This window comes from Specibacter sp. BI4 (assembly GCF_056680095.1).
Window position 1 is genome coordinate 2850743 of sequence record NZ_CM155265.1, and the last position, 16148, is coordinate 2866890.

The 16148-nt window shown below is 65.6% G+C and carries 12 protein-coding genes; 5 read left to right on the forward strand and 7 right to left on the reverse strand.

The window, feature by feature from the left end; translation table 11 throughout:
• Positions 1 to 58 precede the first annotated feature (58 nt).
• Positions 59 to 757, reverse strand: coding sequence for a PIG-L deacetylase family protein (locus AC1L6K_RS13115; protein WP_480949305.1), 699 nt, complete (start codon positions 755 to 757; stop codon positions 59 to 61).
• Complete coding sequence (locus AC1L6K_RS13120; protein WP_480949306.1) at positions 754 to 1587, reverse strand: trans-aconitate 2-methyltransferase; 834 nt, start codon at positions 1585 to 1587, stop codon at positions 754 to 756. The genes AC1L6K_RS13115 and AC1L6K_RS13120 overlap by 4 nt, the downstream gene beginning before the upstream one ends.
• A 98-nt stretch (positions 1588 to 1685) precedes the next feature.
• Here AC1L6K_RS13120 and AC1L6K_RS13125 point away from each other — a divergent pair, with 98 nt between their 5' ends.
• From AC1L6K_RS13125 to AC1L6K_RS13135, 3 genes are read left to right on the forward strand one after another with little or no spacing between them, the layout of a single operon-like run.
• Complete coding sequence (locus tag AC1L6K_RS13125; protein WP_480949307.1) at positions 1686 to 4223, forward strand: DEAD/DEAH box helicase; 2538 nt, start codon at positions 1686 to 1688, stop codon at positions 4221 to 4223.
• A 21-nt stretch (positions 4224 to 4244) separates the two neighbouring features.
• Entirely contained in the window at positions 4245 to 4763 is a 519-nt protein-coding gene (locus AC1L6K_RS13130; protein WP_480949308.1) for an N-acetyltransferase family protein, read from the forward strand.
• On the forward strand, positions 4763 to 6061 hold the full coding sequence (locus tag AC1L6K_RS13135; RefSeq protein ID WP_480949309.1) for an alpha/beta fold hydrolase: 1299 nt from the start codon (positions 4763 to 4765) through the stop codon (positions 6059 to 6061). Before AC1L6K_RS13130 ends, AC1L6K_RS13135 begins: the two co-directional genes overlap by 1 nt.
• 15 nt (positions 6062 to 6076) lie before the next feature.
• Here AC1L6K_RS13135 and uvrB read toward each other — a convergent pair whose 3' ends face one another.
• Positions 6077 to 8161 (reverse strand): excinuclease ABC subunit UvrB, encoded by a 2085-nt coding sequence (gene uvrB, locus AC1L6K_RS13140; protein WP_480949310.1) that lies wholly within the window; start codon positions 8159 to 8161, stop codon positions 6077 to 6079.
• A 203-nt stretch (positions 8162 to 8364) separates the two neighbouring features.
• Between uvrB and AC1L6K_RS13145 the strand changes: the two genes are divergently transcribed.
• The gene (locus AC1L6K_RS13145) at positions 8365 to 8748 is read left to right on the forward strand and encodes a DUF4190 domain-containing protein (protein ID WP_480949311.1); all 384 of its coding nucleotides are present in this window, start codon (positions 8365 to 8367) and stop codon (positions 8746 to 8748) included.
• Between the two features lie 108 nt (positions 8749 to 8856).
• Here AC1L6K_RS13145 and coaE read toward each other — a convergent pair whose 3' ends face one another.
• From coaE to AC1L6K_RS13160, 3 genes are all read right to left on the reverse strand, one after another.
• A complete protein-coding gene (coaE, locus tag AC1L6K_RS13150; protein WP_480949312.1) occupies positions 8857 to 9777 on the reverse strand; it encodes a dephospho-CoA kinase in 921 nt (306 codons plus the stop codon).
• Positions 9778 to 9825: 48 nt separating this feature from the next.
• Positions 9826 to 11247: an FAD-binding oxidoreductase gene (locus AC1L6K_RS13155; RefSeq protein WP_480949313.1), complete on the reverse strand. Its 1422-nt coding sequence runs from the start codon at positions 11245 to 11247 to the stop codon at positions 9826 to 9828.
• A gap of 184 nt (positions 11248 to 11431) precedes the next feature.
• Positions 11432 to 14602, reverse strand: a complete 3171-nt coding sequence (locus AC1L6K_RS13160; protein ID WP_480949314.1) for an AfsR/SARP family transcriptional regulator — start codon at positions 14600 to 14602, stop codon at positions 11432 to 11434.
• Positions 14603 to 14729: 127 nt separating this feature from the next.
• Here AC1L6K_RS13160 and AC1L6K_RS13165 point away from each other — a divergent pair, with 127 nt between their 5' ends.
• Positions 14730 to 15449, forward strand: coding sequence for an IMPACT family protein (locus AC1L6K_RS13165; protein WP_480949315.1), 720 nt, complete (start codon positions 14730 to 14732; stop codon positions 15447 to 15449).
• On the opposite strand, the gene AC1L6K_RS13170 is transcribed toward AC1L6K_RS13165, so the two are convergent.
• Positions 15446 to 16066 carry a DUF805 domain-containing protein gene (locus tag AC1L6K_RS13170; RefSeq protein ID WP_480949316.1) on the reverse strand — a complete coding sequence of 207 codons (621 nt, stop codon included), beginning with the start codon at positions 16064 to 16066 and terminating at the stop codon, positions 15446 to 15448. The genes AC1L6K_RS13165 and AC1L6K_RS13170 overlap by 4 nt on opposite strands.
• Positions 16067 to 16148 lie beyond the last annotated feature (82 nt).

Below are 16148 nucleotides of genomic sequence, written 5' to 3' on the forward strand. Positions count from 1 at the left end.
GGCCCAGACGCTGCCAGGGGCGGAAGTGCGGTGAATCCGGCCCGCAGTTGATGCAGCCTCAGCCGTAAAGTTCAAATGACACGGCGCCGTTGCCAGTAACCATGTCAATTTGTGCCCGGGCCTGGTCCTCCACGGGATCAGCACTCAAGGCCCGCAGATATTCCTTGTGCTCAGCCAGTGAGGCCACGGCCATTTCAATACTGGCCGCCGAAACCTGTTGGGCATGCGTCGGCTGTGGGGAGCTGATGGCCACCCAACGGGTCTTGTGCCGGCCAAGCCCTTCGGCTGCGAGCTCAGGGAAGATCCACTCGTTGTCGGCGTCGCCGACGGCGTCAAGGACAGCCCGGCCCACGGCACGATGGTCGGCGGAATTCCAGCGGCCCGGCCCCCACTCGTCGCGGTGGTTCAGTGTCAGCACGAGGTCCGGGCGTACCCGGCGGATCTCCCGGGCAAAATCCCGGCGCAGGGCGAGCCCCTCCACAATCCGGCCGTCGTGATGGTCCAGGAACACCAGGTCGGTGACGCCGACCCTTGCACACGCGTTTTCCTGTTCCCGGCTGCGCAGCGGAGCGGAGTCCTCCGGTGCCAGGCCGGCAATTCCGGCCTCTCCGCGGGTGGCCATGACATAGCTGACCTGCTTGCCTGCGGCAATCCATTCGGCCACAGCGGCCGCCATGCCGTATTCCGGGTCGTCGGGATGGGCCACAATCACCAGTGCCCGCTGCCAGTCCTGGGGAAAGTCCAAAAGTTCCGTCATCGCTTTTCTCCCACCATGAAGATCCGCCGGAACGGATAAATTGTGCCGAACTCTCCTGCGGGGTATGCCGCCGCCAAAAGGGCTGCGTACTCCTTCTCAAAATCTACGCTCACTTCCGGTCCCAGCGCGGCCAGGACGGGCCTCAACCCGGTCCCGCGGACCCAGTCAAGCACCGGGTCCGGTCCCTGCAGCAGCTGGTTGTATGTTGTCTCCCACACGTCAACCCTGGCCCCGGCGCGCAGGAACAGCTCGTGATACTGGCCCGGCTCCCCCACTGCGTCATCGTGGCGCAGCACCCCCTCCAGGCGGTCGCGCCAGCGCGGGCTGGTCGCCAGTTCTCGCATAATGACGTGCGACGGCGAGCCAAAGTTCCCCGGCACCTGGACTCCCAGCCATGCACCGGGACGCAGGGCAGCCAACCAGCCCGACATGAGTTCCCGGTGCCCGGGCACCCACTGCAGCGCTGCGTTGGACACCACAACGTCGGTGCTTTCATCCGGGGTCCAGCCGGCAATGTCGGCAAGGGCAAAACCCAGTCCCGGCTGCACCTCGTCTGCATCGCCAACCTCCCGCGGAGTGTTTTCGCCTGGGCTGTGGGCGGCCTGGGCTGCTGCGATCATGGTCGCTGAACTGTCGAGCCCCAACACGGACGCGCCGGGCCAGCGCGCGGCCAACGTGGCCGTGAGATTGCCGGGCCCGCAGCCGAGGTCAACCACGCGGGACGGGGCCCGGGCCGTGATGCGGGACGTCAGGTCGAAAAACGGCCTGTCGCGGTAGTCGCTGAACTGCGCGTATTTGGCCGGTTCCCAGAGAAAAGTTTGATCACCCATGGCGTCATCCTCCCACACGCGGTTAACGCTCCACAGTCCTGTTATCCAGTCCACGCAGTTATCAAGCGGCAGCCCCGACCGCCTAAGCTGGGAAGACCATGAATCTTCTTGAACAGCTTGCCACCTTGAATCCGCAAACCGCCACCGACGATGACGTTCTGGACGCGTTTTTGGAGTGGACACTTGACCGGGGGCTGGAGCTGTACCCCGCCCAGGAGGAGGCAGCGCTTGAACTCGTGAGCGGGAACAATGTCATCCTGTCCACACCGACGGGCTCGGGCAAGTCGCTGGTCGCCATTGCTGCGCACTTCAACGCGATGGCCCGGGGCGCCGCCAGCTACTACACGGCACCCATCAAGGCACTCGTGTCGGAGAAGTTCTTTGCGCTGTGCGAGATCTTCGGGGCCGAAAACGTCGGCATGGTCACCGGCGACTCCTCGGTGAACCAGGACGCACCCATCATTTGCTGCACGGCCGAGATCCTGGCAAACATTGCCCTGCGTGAAGGCGAAAACGCCGATGCCGGCGTCGTCATCATGGATGAATTCCATTACTACTCCGACCCGCAGCGCGGCTGGGCATGGCAGCTTCCCCTGCTTGAACTGCCGCAGTCGCAGTTCCTGCTCATGAGCGCCACGCTGGGCGACGTCAGCCGTTTTGAACGTGAGCTGACGGAACTCACCAACCGAACCACCACCACCGTTTCCTCGGGCGAGCGGCCCATCCCCCTGCACTACTACTATGTGCAAACCGGTGTGCACGAGACCCTGGAAGAACTCCTGGCGACCAAGCAGGTCCCCGTGTACGTTGTGCACTTCAGCCAGGCCGAGGCCATTGACCGCGCCCAAAACCTCATGAGCATCAACGTGTGCACCCGTGAGGAAAAGGACAAGATCGGCGAGCTCATCGCCGGCTTCCGTTTCTCCGCAGGCTTCGGCAAAACCCTCAACCGCCTGGTCCGCCACGGCATTGGCGTCCACCACGCAGGCATGCTGCCCAAGTACCGCCGCCTCGTCGAGCAGCTTGCCCAGGCGGGCCTGCTCAAGGTCATCTGCGGCACCGACACGCTCGGAGTGGGCATCAATGTGCCCATCCGCACTGTCCTGATGACCGCCCTGAGCAAGTACGACGGCGTCAAGACCCGTGTGCTGCAGGTGCGCGAATTCCAGCAGATCGCCGGACGCGCCGGCAGGGCAGGCTACGACACCGCAGGAACCGTCATTGTGCAGGCACCCGAACACGTGATTGAAAACGCCAAGTCGATGGCCAAGGCCGTGGCGAAGTTTGGCGACGACCAAAAGAAGCTGCGCCAGGTCGTTAAGAAGAAGCCCATGCAGGGCTTTGTCAGCTGGGGCGAGCCAACGTTCAAGCGGCTGGCGGAATCGGTGCCCGAGCCGCTGACCTCAAGTTTCACCGTCACCCACGCCATGCTGCTGAACCTGCTCGAACGTCCGGGAGACCCCTTCCAGGCGGCCAAGGTGCTGCTCACCCAAAACCACGAATCACCGTCCAAGCAGCGCGTGCTGATCCGCAAGGCGATCGGCATGTACCGCGAGCTCCTGGGCGCCGGCGTCGTGGAGCGGATTCCGGAGGACGAACTCGAGGCCGACGGCCGCACGGTCCGCCTGACGGTCCACCTGCAAATGAACTTTGCGCTGAACCAGCCGCTCTCCCCCTTCGCACTGGCAGCCCTGGACCTGCTCGATGCCGAATCCCCCAGCTACGCACTGGACGTCATCTCCGTCATCGAGGCCACGCTGGAGAAGCCGCGCCAGATCCTGTCAGCCCAGCTCAAGCGCGCCCGCACCGAGAAGATCACGGACATGAAGGCGCAGGGCATCGAGTACGACGAACGCATGGCGATCCTCGACGAGGTCACGTACCCCATGCCGCTCCTGGAGATGCTCTCGGACGCCTTTGAGGTCTACCGCAAGGCAGCCCCGTGGATGGGTGACTTTGAGCTCAGCCCGAAGTCGATCATCCGGGACATGTACGAGCGCGCCATGAACTTTGGCGAGTACGTCCAGTACTATTCGCTGGCCCGTTCCGAGGGCATCGTGCTGCGCTACCTGACCGACGCATACAAGGCGCTGCGCCAGACCGTCCCCCAGGCTGCCCTCCGCGAAGACTTGGAGGACATCATTTCCTGGCTCGGCGAGCTGGTCCGCCAGGTCGACTCCAGCCTGCTTGACGAATGGGAAAAGATGACCAGCGGCGACACCGCCGACATGGTGGAGGAAACCGCGCTGCCGCCCGCCCCGCCACGCCTCACCGACAACTCACGCGCCTTCCGAGTCATGGTCCGCAACGAAATGTTCCGCCGCGTTGAGCTGGCTGCCGATGACAACTTTGAAGCGCTGGGAACGCTCGACGGCGAGCACGGCTGGGATGCCGACCGCTGGGCTGACGCTCTGGATGACTATTGGGACGAACACGAATTCATTGAGTCCGGCCCGGCGGCTCGCGGCCCCTCCCTGCTGCACATCAGTCCGTCCACAGACAGCTGGGCGGTGCGCCAAACAGTTGTTGACCCGGAAGGCAACAACGACTGGTTCATGTCGGCCACGGTGGATCTTGACGCGTCGAACGAGGCCGGGGCCGCCGTCGTAATTTTCAAGGACTTCAGCCGGATGTAAGGTCCGCGATAGGCTCGGTGCATGAGTTTGCTTCGCACTGCGGTGCCCGCCGATGTCCCCGCCATCCTTGGCATGATCCACGACCTGGCCATCTATGAAAAGGAGCCGCACGCCGTCAAGAACACCGCCAGCATGCTCCATGGCGGCCTTTTCGGCGACAACCCGCAGGTTTTCGCGCACGTCGTTGATTCCCACGTTGAGGGCGAGCCGATTGTCGGCTTTGCCCTGTGGTTCCTGAACTATTCCACCTGGGAGGGCACACACGGCATCCACCTCGAGGACCTGTATGTGCGGCCGGAGGCCCGGGGCGGCGGCCACGGCAAGGCGATGCTGCGCGAGCTGGCCCGGATCGCCGTCGAGCGCGGCTACGCCAGGGTTGAGTGGAGCGTGCTGGACTGGAATGAGCCGTCAATCAACTTTTACAAGTCGCTCGGCGCGGCGCCCATGGACGGTTGGCATGTCTACCGCCTCGACGGCACCGCGCTCGACGCGTTTGGGTCTCCCGCAGCGGCCTCGGCCGTTACCGGGGCGGAACAGTAATGCCTGTTGCCGAGTTGGCGTCCGCAGCGGGATCCCCTTACGAGATCCGTGGCCTGCGCCTCCAGGACCACTGGTTTTCCGCTCCCCTGGACCACAGCAACCCCTCCGGCCCCGCCATCAGGATTTTTGCGCGGGAGCTCAGCGACCCCCAGCAGGCGGGCCTGCCGTGGCTGTTGTTCCTGCAGGGCGGCCCCGGCGGGAAGGGCAACAGGCCCGCCGGTGCGAGCGGCTGGCTGAGGGAAGCCATCAAGGACTTTCGCGTCCTGATGCTGGACCAGCGGGGAACGGGACTGTCGACGCCTCTCAACCGGCAGACGCTTCCCCTGCTCGGCGGCACTGCCGAGCAGGCGGACTACCTTTCACACTTCAGGGCGACAGACATCGTGGCCGACGCCGAGCTCATCCGCACCGCGCTCGGCTCCGGCCCGTGGAGCATCTTCGGCCAAAGCTACGGCGGCTTCTGTGCGCTCACCTATCTTTCCTTCGCGCCGGATGGCGTGAAGGAGGCGCTCTTCACCGGCGGCCTCGGCCCCTTGGCCGGACCGGCCGACCAGGTCTACCAGGCAACGTTCAAGCGGCTGCGCCGGCGCAATGCCGAGTATTTTGCCAAGTATCCGCAGGACCGGGACCTCGTCACAAGGCTCATGGGCCACGTGGCAGCGGTCCCCGAATTCCTGCCAACCGGTGAGATGCTCACCCGTGAACGCCTGCAGATGCTGGGCAACTATCTGGGCGGCAACACCCGCTTTGACGGCCTGCACTTTGTGCTGGAGGACGCGTTCATTGGCACGCCCGACGGCGCACGGCTGTCGGATTCGTTCCTGGCCAACGTGTCGGGCTACGTCGGCCGGGCCGCGAATCCCCTGTATGCGCTGATGCACGAGTCAATTTACGTCCAGGGCGAGGCCAGCAACTGGGCCGCGCAACGTGTGCTGGCGGCCAATCCGGACTTCCATGCCGATGCTGCTGAGCCGCTCCTCACGGGCGAGGCCGTCTATCCGTGGTACTTCGAACAGGACCCGGCCCTGGTGCCGCTGCGGGAGCTTGCCGACGTGCTTGCCGCCCGCACGGAGGGATGGGGAGCCCTGTACGACCCGGCGCAACTGGCGCGCAACACCGTCCCGGCGGCGGCTGCGGTGTACGCTGACGACATTTTCGTCGACAGGGGGATTTCACTTGCCACGGCAGCCGCCGTCAAGGGCCTGCAGGTGTGGGAAACCGCCGACTTCCACCATGACGGCATATCCGACGACGGCGAGGGCATCTTCGCGAGGCTGCTGGGCCTGGTCCGCGCTTAGCTGCGCGGGAGCCTATTAGGCATGGCCGGCTTCGCGCATCTGCCGCAGCTCCTTCTTCAGGTCGCCCACCTCGTCACGCAGCCTGGCCGCGAGTTCAAAGTGCAGGTCGGCGGCTGCTCCGTGCATCTGGGCTGTGAGTTCCTCGATGAGTGAGATCAGTTCGGCAGCCGGCCGGGACACTGCGCCGGCGGCCGCCTTCTTCTTGCCGCCCGTCGCCGTGCCTTCGCGTCTCAGCCGGGCCTCTTCCAGCAACGCGGCGGTGTCTGCGTCTTCACGGGCCAGCTGGTCGGTGATGTCGGCGATCTTCTTGCGCAGCGGCTGCGGGTCAATGCCGTGCTGCTTGTTGTAGCTGACCTGGATCTCGCGGCGGCGGTTTGTCTCGTCAATGGCGAATTCCATTGATGCCGTAATCCTGTCCGCATACATGTGCACCTCGCCCGAGACGTTGCGGGCGGCGCGGCCAATGGTCTGGATCAAGGATGTCGAGGACCGCAGGAAGCCCTCCTTGTCGGCGTCCAGGATGCTCACCAGCGACACCTCCGGCAGGTCGAGGCCTTCCCTGAGCAGGTTGATGCCGACGAGCACGTCAAAGACACCCATGCGCAGCTCGCGCAGCAGTTCAACACGGCGCAGCGTGTCCACGTCCGAGTGCAGGTACTGGACCTTGATGCCATTGCCAAGCAGGTAGTCGGTCAAGTCCTCGGACATGCGCTTGGTCAAGGTCGTGACAAGGACGCGTTCGTTCTTTGCCGTCCGCTTCCGGATCTCACCGAGCAGGTCGTTGATCTGGTCCTGCGAGGGTTTGACGATGATTTCGGGGTCAATCAGGCCCGTGGGCCGGATGATCTGCTGGACGTAGCCGTCCGACATGCCCAGTTCGTACTTGCCGGGCGTGGCTGACAGGTACACGGTCTGGCCCACGCGTTCGAGGAACTCATCCCATTTCAGCGGCCTGTTGTCCATGGCCGAGGGAAGCCGGAAGCCGTGGTCCACAAGTGTTCGTTTGCGGGACATGTCGCCCTCATACATGGCGCCAATCTGCGGGACCGTGACATGGGATTCGTCAATGACCAGCAGGAAGTCGTCGGGGAAGTAGTCAATCAGGCAGTGGGGGGCGCTGCCCTGGTCACGGCCGTCAATGTGCCGGGAGTAGTTTTCAATGCCGTTGCAGAACCCCATCTGCTCCATCATTTCAAGGTCATAGGTCGTGCGCATGCGCAGCCGCTGGGCCTCAAGGAGCTTGTTTTGGCTTTCAAGTTCCTTCGTGCGGACCGCCAGTTCGTCTTCGATCTGTTTGACCGCCCGGGCCATGCGGTCGGGACCGGCAACATAGTGGGATGCAGGAAAGACATACATCTCATTTTCTTCCCGAATAATGTCGCCCGTGAGCGGGTGCAGGGTGTAAATGCGCTCCACCTCGTCACCAAAGAACTCCACCCTGAGGGCCTGCTCTTCGTACATCGGGATGATTTCCACCGTGTCGCCGCGCACGCGGAACGTGCCGCGGTGGAAGTCAATGTCGTTGCGGGTGTACTGCATGCTGACGAACTTGCGCAGCAGGTCGTCCCGGTTCATCTGGTCACCGCGCTTGAGCGTGACCATCCCTGCCACATATTCCTCAGGGGTGCCCAAGCCGTAAATGCACGACACGGTGGCCACCACGATCACGTCGCGGCGGGTCAGGAGAGCATTGGTGGCAGAGTGCCGGAGGCGTTCCACCTCCTCGTTGACGGAGGAGTCCTTTTCAATGAAGGTGTCGGACTGCGGAACATAAGCTTCCGGCTGGTAGTAGTCGTAATACGACACAAAATATTCCACCGCATTGTTCGGCAGCAGTTCCCTGAACTCGTTGGCCAGCTGCGCGGCAAGCGTCTTGTTTTGCACCATGACAAGCGTCGGACGCTGCACCTGTTCAATCAGCCACGCCGTGGTGGCCGACTTTCCGGTGCCCGTGGCACCGAGCAGGACCACGTCCTTTTCACCGTTGTTGATGCGCTCGGTGAGTTCCTTGATGGCTGCCGGCTGGTCGCCGGCAGGCTGGAACTCACTGATCACTTCAAAGGGTGCCACAACACGGTTGATCTCCTGCGCAAGACTCATGGGCTTAACGCTACCCCCGATGTGCTGCCACCGGCCACATGAGTCCGATCACCCGGGCCCGGGCCACGGGCAACAAAAGACCCACCGGGTCGACATGGGCAGTACTACCCATGGTTTCAGCGTGTGAATAAGTCCATTGCATGTAAAAATGGAGGCAAGAAGTCATCACAGCAATCCGATAGTCATTCCCTAGAGAGGAAATCATGACCCAGAATCCAGAAAACCAGTACGGCAAGCCTTCCGACGCCCCGCCTTCCTACTCGGAACCGGCAACATATGGCCAGCCTGCCCCCTATGGCCAGCCTGGTCAGGGAGCCGCCTATGGAGCACCGGCTGAAGACCCGGGAAAGACATTGGGCATCGTTGGCCTGGTGCTTTGCTTCGTTTTTGCGCTGGCAGGCCTGATTGTCTCCATCATCGCCAAGAAGAAGTCCCAGGCAGCTGGATTCACGAACAACACCCCGGCAAAGATCGGCGTTATCCTCGGTTGGATCTTCACGATCCTTGGCTTCATCGGTCTCGTCATCTACGTCATCGCGTTCATCGTGTTGCTGAACAGCGGCGAGATGACGCCAACCACGTACTAAAACGCAGCATTTTTGTGGGGCCCGTTCCAAGGGGAACGGGCCCCACAATATTTAAGTACCGGAGCATCTAGCCGGAACATTCAAGGGCCGGTCAATGTCACCGCAAACTCAAGCGGTGACCACCAGGCTGGCCGAAGCACTGGGGTCGGCCGAGTAAAACCGGGGCAGGCCGGGGCCGCCGTTACGGAGGGGAAAGAAGCCGGCCGTTGCCAGCGCCACTTCGATTCGTTCCCGGCGGGCCCCCGGCGCGGGCTGCAGCCGAAGGGTGGTCCAGTCACCACCGGAGTCTTCAATGTCGATGCTCGTGGCCAACTCCCCCACAGCGTGTTCAACCCGGGCCGCCATCCGGGCCGCCTGGGCGGGCCGCGAGGCGTCCGGCTGAACCGCACGCACCTCCTTGCTGGTCCCGGCCGGCACGCCCGCGGCAAGATTGGCTGCGAAGGGGACCAGCCTGTCGTGCCACAGGGCATCCAATTCCTTGACAGCCTGCTCCGGAGTCCCGTCATTGACGATGAGCACATCAGCGGCGGCCGCACGTTCCGCATCCGTGGCCTGGGCGGCAATTCTGGCAAGCGCATCGGACTCGGTCATGCCGCGGTCGCGCACCATCCGGGCCACGCGAACGTCCCGCGGTGCCTGCGCCACAACCACCAGGTGAAAGTTGGCCCCCTGGCCGCTCTCCACGAGCAGCGGAATGTCCTGGACAACAATGCTGCCGGGTCCGGCGTCGTGCTTGAGGGCATCGGCCGCCGTCCTGACAAGTGGGTGGACGATCGCATTGAGCGCCTCCCGGGCATCCTTGTCGGCAAACACGACCGCACCCAGCTGCGCACGGTCAAGCGAGCCGTCGGGAAGCAGGATCCCGGCACCGAACTGCCTGGCGACGGCGGCCAGGCCCGGAGTGCCGGGTGCCACCACCTCGCGGGCCAGCCTGTCGGCGTCAATGACGACGGCGCCCAGTTCGCGGAAACGGTTGGCGAGCAGCGATTTGCCGGCCGCGATGCCGCCGGTCAGTCCAAGTGAAAGCATTCCCCCATCCTAGCCAGCACCCGCACGGGTGCCGGCCAGGAGCCCGGTTCAGCCGGCCGGTGGGATGTTTTGGTTGATGTGGAACACGTTCTGCGGGTCGTACTGTGCCTTCACCCGGGCCAGCCGGGCATAGTTCGCGCCATAGGCGCTGCGCACCCTGGCGTCGCCTTCCTGGCCCAGAAAGTTCACGTACACTCCGCCGGCCGAGGTGGGGTGCAGTTCGTCCCAGTAGTTTCTGGCCCATTCGGTGATGGCGGCCGCATTGGCCGGATCCGGGTCGACGCCGACAATGGTCCCCGCCCAGCCGCCCCCACGGTAGGGGAACGCGGTGGCGGCTGCGTCAACGCGCATGGCCGCCCCGTCGATGGGATACAGGTGCATTGTTGAGTGCCCTGTCGGCAACAAGGCACCATACTTGGCATGGATGTCGATGGCTGCATCGCTGATTTCGGCGAACATGTCGGCTTTCCAGTACCACTGCAGCCCTGCCGGGTACAGCCCGTCGAAGGCCTGCTGCAGCATGGAGAACGGCATGGGTGCCAGCCCCACAAGCAGCGGTGCACCAAACTCCCGGACAGGCGCCGTGACGGCATCGGCCCTGTCGGCGGAACCTGTGTAGCACCAGACAATCGCACAGGACTTTTGCCCCCACAGCTCCTCCGGGAAAGGCGGGGCCGGCGGGATGGTGATCAGCCCAATCCAGCCGCTGAGCTCTTCGGGCAGGGAGGGCAGCAGCTCCCGGTACCAGCGCATGACGCCGGGTGCGTCGGCAAGGTCGTACAGAATGGGCCCGGCCACCACTGTCCCGTTCTCACCAATGTCATGGCAGGCAAACCGGAACGAAACCACAACGCCGAAGTTTCCGCCGCCGCCGCGCAGCGCCCAGAACAGCTCCGGATGGTTGTGTGCATCGGTGCTCACCAGGGTGCCGTCGGCGAGCACCACGTCGGCGCCCAACAGGCTGTCGACCGTGAGCCCGTACCGCCGGGACAGATAGCCGACCCCTCCCCCGAGAGTAAGCCCGCCCACGCCGGTGGACGCCATGAAGCCCGACGGCGTGGCCATGCCAAAGGGCACAGTGGCACTGTCCACATCCCCCCACGTGCACCCGCCGTCAACCCGCACCGTGCGGGCGGCCGGGTCAACTGTCGTGCTGCGCATGCCGGACAAATCGATGACGAGTGCATCGTCCCACACACCGAGCCCGCCGGCATTGTGCCCGCCTCCCCGGACGGCGATCTCCACGCCGTGGGCAGTGGCAAAGCGGACGCAGCTGACAACGTCTGCCGCATGGGCGCAGCGGGCGATGGCAAGCGGGCGCCTGTCGATCATGCCGTTGTAGACGGCGCGGGCGGCGTCATAACCGGCATCCGCTGGGGTGACAAGCGGTCCACGCAGCTGCGCGGCGAGTTCGGCGAGCGGCGCCTCCTGCCGTCCGCTGGTCCGGGCAGGCAAATCCTTGATTGACATGGTGTTGACTCCTTGGCAGGTGGCGGCCGGTGCGGCGCCGTTGTGACCCCAACGCTAGGACGACGGCGTTCGCCCTGCGTTCGCTGCCAGCACGGACCAGGCCCCACCCACAGTTTTGGTGTGCAGTTCCGCAGGGTTGGGCAGGCGCCCACAGTTCCGCAGGGTTGGGCCGCCATGGCCGGAGTTACAACAGGGGAGTGCCGGAGTCTGCCACCCGTGCGGCCAGCATGGTGCTGCGCTGCGCTTGGGCCAGCTGGCGGGCCCTGGCCAGCAGCACCCTCGCGGCAGGGGGGTCTTCCAGCAGCGCCCGCTGCCGCAGGATTTCCGGCAGCCACCACAGGTCGTCGAGCTGGTGGGCGGATGATTCGGCGGCTGCCAGCACAGCCACAGCGTCCTGGTTCCTGCCGGACCCCGCCAGGGTCTCGGCGAGGAGGCTCTGCCAGTAGGGCATCCGGGCAAAGGCGAGCGTGGCACGCAATTGCGCCATGCCTGCCCGAATGGTGTCAGCGCCCTGCCCGCCCCCGGCGGCCCAGCCCCGCAGAATGCTGCCCCAATGCCCGTAGTAGGCAAAGTTGTACCGCCTGCACAGGGCCTCCAACCCAGCTGCCTCACGGGCAAGACTGTCAAGGTCTCCGCCATCCGGCTGCGCTGCATCCGTCCCGGCGGCAGTCCCCTTCATGCCGGTCCCGTAGCGGGGGGCCATGCGCATCTGCCACAGTACTGCCCGGTAGGCCAGCGCGACGGCAAGGCTGTAGGGATGCTCGGCCAGGGTCGCGCGGTCCACAGCTTCGTCAGCCAGGGCCAGGGCCCCGCCGTCGTCCCCGGCAAGCCAATGGGCGTGGGCAGCCCACGCCCTGGCATGCACCTCGATGCGCGTGCCCAGGATGAGGGACTGGGCACCGGCGGCTTGGGCACAGGCCCGGTCAAAGTGCGTGATCGCCTCCTCGATGCGGCCCAGGCTCGTGGCCGCTCCCGCCACCGCGAAATTTGCCTGCCCGGACAGATCCGGCATGGCCTGGGCCAATTCCAGCGCACGGCAGGCAAACGTGTGGGACAGTGTCGTCTCTCCCTGCACAAACGTGGACGCGAACAAGCCGATCAGGGCCGAGGCAAGCACCTGGGATCGGCCGGCGGCCTCGGCGAGGTCAATGATGTGCTCAAGTGTGGCCCGAAGTTGCGGGGAGGAGTAGCCGCGCAGCGCCGTCAATGGCTGGGGCAGGCGGACCAGCACCTCAAGCTCCCGGCCGGGAGTTGCCAGGTCCGGGGCCAGATCCGCGATCAGGTCCAGCGCTGCCTGGTAGTCGGCCACCGCCCGGGCGTTGGCAAAGATGCCTGTCGCTGCGTCGCCTGCCTGGACAAAGTACCCCACGGCGCGGTCGGTGTCCCCGGCGCTGCGGTACTGTTCGGCCAGCTGCGCAGCCACGCCGCCTTTGTCGCCGGGGTGTTGGGCCTCGAGTGCACGGGCCAGGCCCCGGTGAAGCAGCCAGCGCCGGGGCGGCGACACCAGTTCGTAGGCACATTTGCGCAGCAGGTCGTGGCTGAAATCGTAACCGCCATGCTGTTCCCGCAGGATCCGCCGGCGCCACAACTCATCCACTGCGCGGACCAGCGATTGTTCATCATCAGGCCAGGCCAGGGTGAGTGTTTCGAGGCTGAACTCCCGGCCAACCGCAGCTGCAAGGGAGGCCGCGGCGCGGGCCTGCGGGGAACATTGCTCGAAGCGCCGGCGCAGGACGCCTTCCCCGTCGGAGGAACCGGCAAGCACCTCGGCCAGGGTGGCGCCACCCATGCCCCGGGCAGTCTCAACCACATGAAGCGGGTATCCGCCTGTTGCCGCATGCAGCAACGCCGACTCACCGTGGGACAGCGTGCGGTCCAGTATTGATGCGGCCAGTTCGGCGGTGTCGGCTGCGTCCAGGGGTGCCAGCGCCAGTTCCTGAACCCAATGCCCGTTGCGCAGGGCGTCCACGGCTTCGGCGGTTGCCGTGTTGGTGTCAAGCTCTTCGGGCCGTGCAGCGGCAGCGATGAGCAGCTGGGCGGCTGGCGCCAGGCTGAACAACACGGCCAACCAGTCGAGTGTCTCCTCATCGCACCATTGCAGGTCATCCAGGACCAGGAGTGTGGGTTGGCCTGAAGCCAGAACGGCCCGCGCCATGCTTTCCTGGAATGTCCGGCGCCGCCACGCATCGGCCAGGACGGAGCCCGGCCACGGCTGGGGCGCCCGGGACGCGGGCTGCCCGTTGATGCGGGGTTCCGGCATGAGTCGTGCCAGTTCCGCGCCCCACAACGTCCGCCGCCCGCCCGCGAACGGGCGCAGGGCGGGGCTGTCCAGCCAACCCACCACAGGGGCAAGGGCGATGCTGCCTGCGCCGGCGAAGCAGCGGGCGTAGGCCGTCGTGGCGCCTTGGGAATGGGCCGTGGCCAGCAGTGCCGCCAACAGGCGCGTCTTGCCGACGCCGGCGTCGCCCGTCACCAGGACAAGCCCCGGCACGCCTGCGCAGGCACGGGCCCACCGCTTTTGCAGGACGGATTCCTGGCGGTCCCGCCCCACGGGACGGTTCGCCCCGGCACCCTGAACCAGGTTCATCACGGCACGGCCGCCCGCGGGCCGCGGTGCAGGCGTGAACCCCAGCAGCCGGCGGGCCAGTGCGCGGGTGCGCGGCCCGGGTTCAACCCCCAGCTCCTGCTCCAGGATTGCCGAACAGCGGTGGTAGCTTCGCACTGCTGCGGCAGCGTCCCCCGCGGCGAATTGGAGCTCCATGAGTGTTTGGTAGCCGGTCTCTTCAAGGGGTGCCAGCTGAATGCGGCGTTGTGCGGCGGCCAGGGCCCGTTCGGGCATGCCTGCGGCGGCTGCCGCAGCCACCTTGTCACACAGTTCCACGCATTGGCGCTGCAGGGTTTCCCGCTCGGCCAAGACCCATTCGGTGTACAGGCCGGGCAGCAGTTCACCCCCATAGGAGGTGATGGCTGACCAGGCGTGGGCCAGGAGCCCGGCCGGATTGCCCTCATGCTGGCAGCGCAGGGCCTGGGCGCGGTGGGTGTGAAAGTCGCGGAGATCCGAACTGCACCCCGGGCCGTCGTGCCAGACCAGGGCGGTCCCGTCCTGGTGGATGTGGTCCCCGAGGCCGGAAAGCTGCTTCAGCCCGTGCAGTTCACGGCGCAGATTGGTTCTGGCCTGCCTGTCAGTCGACCGGGGCCACAGCAATCCGGCGAGCCGCTCACGTTCCTGGGGCCTGCCGGCGTTCACAACCAGGCAGGCCAATATCTCCAGGGCTCGCCCCACCACGAGAGACGGCGAATCGCCCGCCCCCTGCAAGTTCACTCGCTGCTCCCCCAAAAAGCTGAGCTGCAACATGGCCTGCCGCCCCTCGGCGATGTGGGAAACTGTCCAACCCCACCATTCTGCCACCGGCTGCGGTGCGCAACAAGGAATCCACCTGCCCGCAGCACGGCCGTGTTCAGTGGGCAGCTAGGATTGCCTCGTGACTATCCCCCTCGCGACGCCCGGCCCGAACTCCTACACCACGCTCGCGGCCGGCCCGGACTTCCGCCACGAGATCAGCATCAAGCGTTCGCGTTTCATCACCGTGCTGCGCCGGGTCGGGGATGAGGCCTCCGCACGTGAGCTGCTGGCCGGGCTGCGGCGCGAATTTTACGACGCCAGGCACCATTGTTCGGCCTTCGTGATCGGTGCGGACCGCGGGGTGCAGCGCTCAAACGATGATGGTGAGCCTTCAGGCACCGCCGGGGTGCCCATGCTTGATGCGCTCCTGAAGCGGGAGACCCGTCCGGCCGACTCCCCCGTGGGAGCCGGCGCCGACCTCAGCGACGTGTGCGCCGTCGTCGTCAGGTATTTTGGCGGGATCCTGCTGGGAGCGGGCGGGTTGGTGCGTGCATATTCGGAATCGGTGAGCACCGCCGTGGATCTGGCACCCCTGGTTCGACGTGAGCGGCTGAAGCTCTTCCGGGTGGCCGTCCCGCATGCCGAGGCCGGGCGGCTGGAGAACGAGCTGCGCAGTTCCGGCTACGTGATGACAGGCAACGAGTACGACGCCGTGGACACCCAGATCGGGCTGGCCATGCCCGACGACGAAACGGTGATAGCCGCCGCCGTTGGGCGCCTGGCATCCCTCAGCGCCGGCCGCCACGCCTTGTCGGCAGCCGGCACCGACTGGGTCGACACGCCCCAGCCGGCGCGCTAGCGCAGCCCGTTCCACGGCAGTTGCGTCCGGGCCGCGGCCGCATCGTAACGCGCCCCCGCATCCTTGCCGGGCAAAAGCATCATGACCGCCACAACGAACGCACCAACGGCGGGGACCAGGCACAGGGCCAGGAGACCGCCGCTCAGATTGGCGTCGTGGAGCCGGCGCACGCACAAGGCAAGGTACGGCACGATGCAGGCAATGCAGAACAACATGTACACGGACGCAAGCAGTGACATGTCGGTGAGGCCGCCGATAATGGCTGCGGCAGGGAACAGCAGCACGGACATCAGCTGCACCCACCAGAATTCGCTGCGGCTTGCGCGCCCGCTGAACGTGGCGAACTTCCTGAAGAAACGCCTCACCGCCGCCATCGGGCCGGCGCCGCGAAGCGGCCGCTCCCACTGCCGGGCAGGCGCAACCACGGGCACTGTGAACGCCGGCCGCTGCAGGCCCGCTGGCTCCTGAACCGGCCGCTGTCCGGCTGGCAGGTGCTGCATCCGGGCGGCGGGCGGTGCGGGAGTTTCATATTCCGGAGGAGGTTGCGGAGGGCTGAAATAGCCCGGCGGAACGAACGGGGGTGCCCCGTCGTTGGCCGGCTCACCGTGCTGCAGCATTGGACATCTCCCCACGTTGGCATATCTTCTGCCTTGATCATAGCCAACCGGAGGGACAAAGACACCGGGCCGGGAGCGCAGA

Coding starts and splice junctions, on each gene's coding strand:
- coaE (WP_480949312.1), bottom strand. CDS start 9,777: ATGCTTTCACTTGGACTGACCGGCGGCATCGCGGCCGGCAAATCGCTG.
- AC1L6K_RS13160 (WP_480949314.1), bottom strand. CDS start 14,602: ATGTTGCAGCTCAGCTTTTTGGGGGAGCAGCGAGTGAACTTGCAGGGG.
- uvrB (WP_480949310.1), bottom strand. CDS start 8,161: ATGAGTCTTGCGCAGGAGATCAACCGTGTTGTGGCACCCTTTGAAGTG.
- AC1L6K_RS13120 (WP_480949306.1), bottom strand. CDS start 1,587: ATGGGTGATCAAACTTTTCTCTGGGAACCGGCCAAATACGCGCAGTTC.
- AC1L6K_RS13135 (WP_480949309.1), top strand. CDS start 4,763: ATGCCTGTTGCCGAGTTGGCGTCCGCAGCGGGATCCCCTTACGAGATC.
- AC1L6K_RS13170 (WP_480949316.1), bottom strand. CDS start 16,066: ATGCTGCAGCACGGTGAGCCGGCCAACGACGGGGCACCCCCGTTCGTT.
- AC1L6K_RS13145 (WP_480949311.1), top strand. CDS start 8,365: ATGACCCAGAATCCAGAAAACCAGTACGGCAAGCCTTCCGACGCCCCG.
- AC1L6K_RS13115 (WP_480949305.1), bottom strand. CDS start 757: ATGACGGAACTTTTGGACTTTCCCCAGGACTGGCAGCGGGCACTGGTG.
- AC1L6K_RS13155 (WP_480949313.1), bottom strand. CDS start 11,247: ATGTCAATCAAGGATTTGCCTGCCCGGACCAGCGGACGGCAGGAGGCG.
- AC1L6K_RS13130 (WP_480949308.1), top strand. CDS start 4,245: ATGAGTTTGCTTCGCACTGCGGTGCCCGCCGATGTCCCCGCCATCCTT.
- AC1L6K_RS13125 (WP_480949307.1), top strand. CDS start 1,686: ATGAATCTTCTTGAACAGCTTGCCACCTTGAATCCGCAAACCGCCACC.